Genomic DNA, 2,997 nt, shown 5'->3' on the forward strand with positions numbered 1-2,997 from the left:
TAGTTTAATAACCATATAATAAACGTCATTCTACTATTTTTAAGGGGAACAGTAATCATGTGGAAGAAGAAAATTAGAACGAATAAACTATCATTTGTGTTAATTGCCGTGATCTTAATGGTTACCTCTGGCTTATTGTCAACATCTCGTATCTTTATCGATAGTATAAATAGTTCCATCACAGATTACTATAGTAATCCTTTATTTCCCGACGTCTACCTATTTAATTCATCCGATAAAGAATTGAACATGCTTGAAGAGCAAGCTGACGAAGGGCAACTAATAAAAGACTTTCAAAAATATAAAGCCATGTATTCATCGATGAACATAACGAAAGTGCACGGTGAAACGTTTAATGAAGATAGAAATCTGATCATATCGATCAAAGATCAAGAAAAGCTAAACTGGGAATTAACGATTTTAGAGGGGAAGGACAAGCCTTCCCCAGAAGCAGGGGAGATTTGGATTTCCAAAATATTAGCAGATAAGAAAGGTTTAAAAGTGAATGATGTCATTGAAATTGATAAAGCAGCTGGAAGCCAGTTTGAAATTTCAGCGATCATCAATGATTCACAAAACGCATCCTTAGCTAATCCTGCCAAAATCATGTATGTCAATGAAAATGATATTCCGTTGTTCGATGAAGAAGTGAGAGGCGGATATGTTGTATTCCAATATGGAAGTGAAAAAGAAGCTGTAGCGAATTATCTTCATGAGAATTTTACAAGTAATGAATATTATATGGAAAAGTATTATCTCATCTTAAATCAACTTGCGGATACGGGTTTGGTATCGGTTATCATGACTTTGGCCGGTATATTAACGTTAATAAGCGGGATTATTGTCGTCCTATTTACTTTAAAAAACAATTTAATGAAAGAAGTTAAATTGATCGGAACATACAAAGCACTGGGATTTACGGCATCAGACATCAACAAGATCTATAGTAAAGCGTATCTTTTTGTAGGGATGATTTCAACAGCGGTCGGTGTGGCCATTAGTTTTCCAGCCGCTTACATTTTACAAAAGAACATTCTAAAATATTTGGGGGACTTTGGATATAACGTTCGATATTTAATTATAGGTGGAGTCATCATTGTTCTCTTTAATCTAATTATTCAACTATTTGTGGCTCTAGAGTTAAGAAAAATTAAAAAATTATCACCAGTAGAAGCGATTTCGCTAACAAACACTCCCAAAAGCGGGAAACGAAGTTGGAAATTATTTAAACATACCAATAACCCGATTGCGTTATCTATTAATGATCTGTTGAAAAATAAAAGATTGTCATTAAACGTATGTATTATCACTGCCATTTACATGTTTACTACGTTACTTTTTATCAATACGGATCATATGTTTGCCGTTTCAAAAGATCATGCCAATATATGGCTCAATCTACATAAAGCATCGGCTACTATAAATACCAACATCACATCTCAAGAAATGGAAAAGGAGATCGTCGAGCATTTAAATAAGGACAATCGAGTTGAACATTATGGGTATGGACTTTATCTAAATGCCGGAAATTATATTAAATACGATAGTGAAAAGTATGGTGTATTAGATGTTTATGCCATTGAATCTTTTTCCAGGTATGATCATTTAGGATTTGAAATTTATGAAGGCAGATTACCAGAACAATATAATGAGATCAATGTAAGTCTTACCATGTTGCGTGATACGAATTTGAAGATTGGCGATAAAATGAACTTTAAGATTCATGGGAAAGATGAGGAATTTTTAATCGTTGGATCTTTTGGCAGTATTAAATATGGTGGGCGCAATGTAAGGCTGCTAAATGAAGCGATGGAACACTATAACTTAAAACCTCATTATAACACGATAGCTGTTCAATTGAAAAATCAAGAATCTTATGGTGATTTCAAAAAAGATTTTGAACATCGTTTCAAGGATACATTCGTACAACCTAATCTGGGAAACTATGATGCGTTATTGAATGATATGACTTCTATGGTACCACCTGTGGTATCAACAATCTCAATTTTTATGCTTATCCTGAGTGCTTTGAATATCATTTCGATTATTTCCATCATTATGATAGATGAAAGAAGGAATTTTGGAATTCAAAAGGCGCTAGGGTTTACCAATAAGTTTCTAAAGATTAGGATTCTTTCTAGAATGGCCATTTTGACATCAATCGGTATAGCTGCCGCTCTATTCATTCACAATGGAGTATCAAAATCACTTATTGAACTTGTCATCACGAGTCCTAATGCGATTATTTTTTCACCCGTAAAGACTGCTATATACTGTGCTCTAATCTTTATTGTCATATTACTATTTGCTTTTGTAGGCACTTCAAAAGTAGAACGTATAAATGCAATAGAATTAATGGAGGAATAAGAAGATGAAGAGAACAATCATCAAAACAAGTCATTTGTGCAAAAGCTTTAGCATGGGAAAAGAAAAATTAGATGTGATTAATGATATGAATTTAGAGATATACGAAGGTGACTTTACCATTATCATGGGAAGCTCTGGTGCAGGAAAATCAACCTTGCTTTATGCGATAAGCACAATGGATCAATATAGTCAAGGAAAGGTAGAGCTGCTTGGCAAAGATATAACCTCTTTCAAAGAAAATCAAATTGCCAACATCAGAAAAAATGATATCGCCTTTATTTTTCAGGGAATTAATTTGTTGCCTGATATGACTTTATTTGAGAATGTGGCGTTCAATGGATATTCCCCATCAAAAAGCAAAAAATCAGTCAATGAAAAAGCACTTTCGTTATTAAAAAAGTTAGGTTTAGAAAAGGAAGTAGGTAAATATCCATCTGAAGTATCTGGCGGACAAAAGCAAAGAACGGCAATAGCGAGAGCCTTGATCAATAAACCTAAAATTATTTTTGCGGATGAGCCGACAGGAGCTTTGAATTCATCCGTGGGAACGGTTGTTTTAGATATCCTAACACAACTGAATAACGAAGGACAAAGTATTGTCATGGTAACGCATGACCTCAAAGCAGCAAC

General features: G+C 34.1%; 2 protein-coding genes. Both read left to right on the plus strand.

What is annotated here, in order from left to right; all coding sequences use genetic code 11:
• Positions 1–57 precede the first annotated feature (57 nt).
• Positions 58–2,367: an ABC transporter permease gene (locus LQ188_RS26640; protein WP_230178956.1), complete on the plus strand. Its 2,310-nt coding sequence runs from the start codon at positions 58–60 to the stop codon at positions 2,365–2,367.
• A gap of 4 nt (positions 2,368–2,371) precedes the next feature.
• A partial coding sequence (locus LQ188_RS26645) for an ABC transporter ATP-binding protein (RefSeq protein WP_230178957.1) occupies positions 2,372–2,997 on the plus strand: 626 nt, incomplete at its 3' end.

Origin of the sequence: Peribacillus sp. Bi134, assembly GCF_918698065.1 — a bacterium.
In the GTDB taxonomy this organism is placed as follows: domain Bacteria; phylum Bacillota; class Bacilli; order Bacillales; family DSM-1321; genus Peribacillus.

Bases quoted from the DNA above. Each gene is read 5' to 3' on its own strand.
- LQ188_RS26640 (WP_230178956.1), top strand. From the start codon at position 58: ATGTGGAAGAAGAAAATTAGAACGAATAAACTATCATTTGTGTTAATT.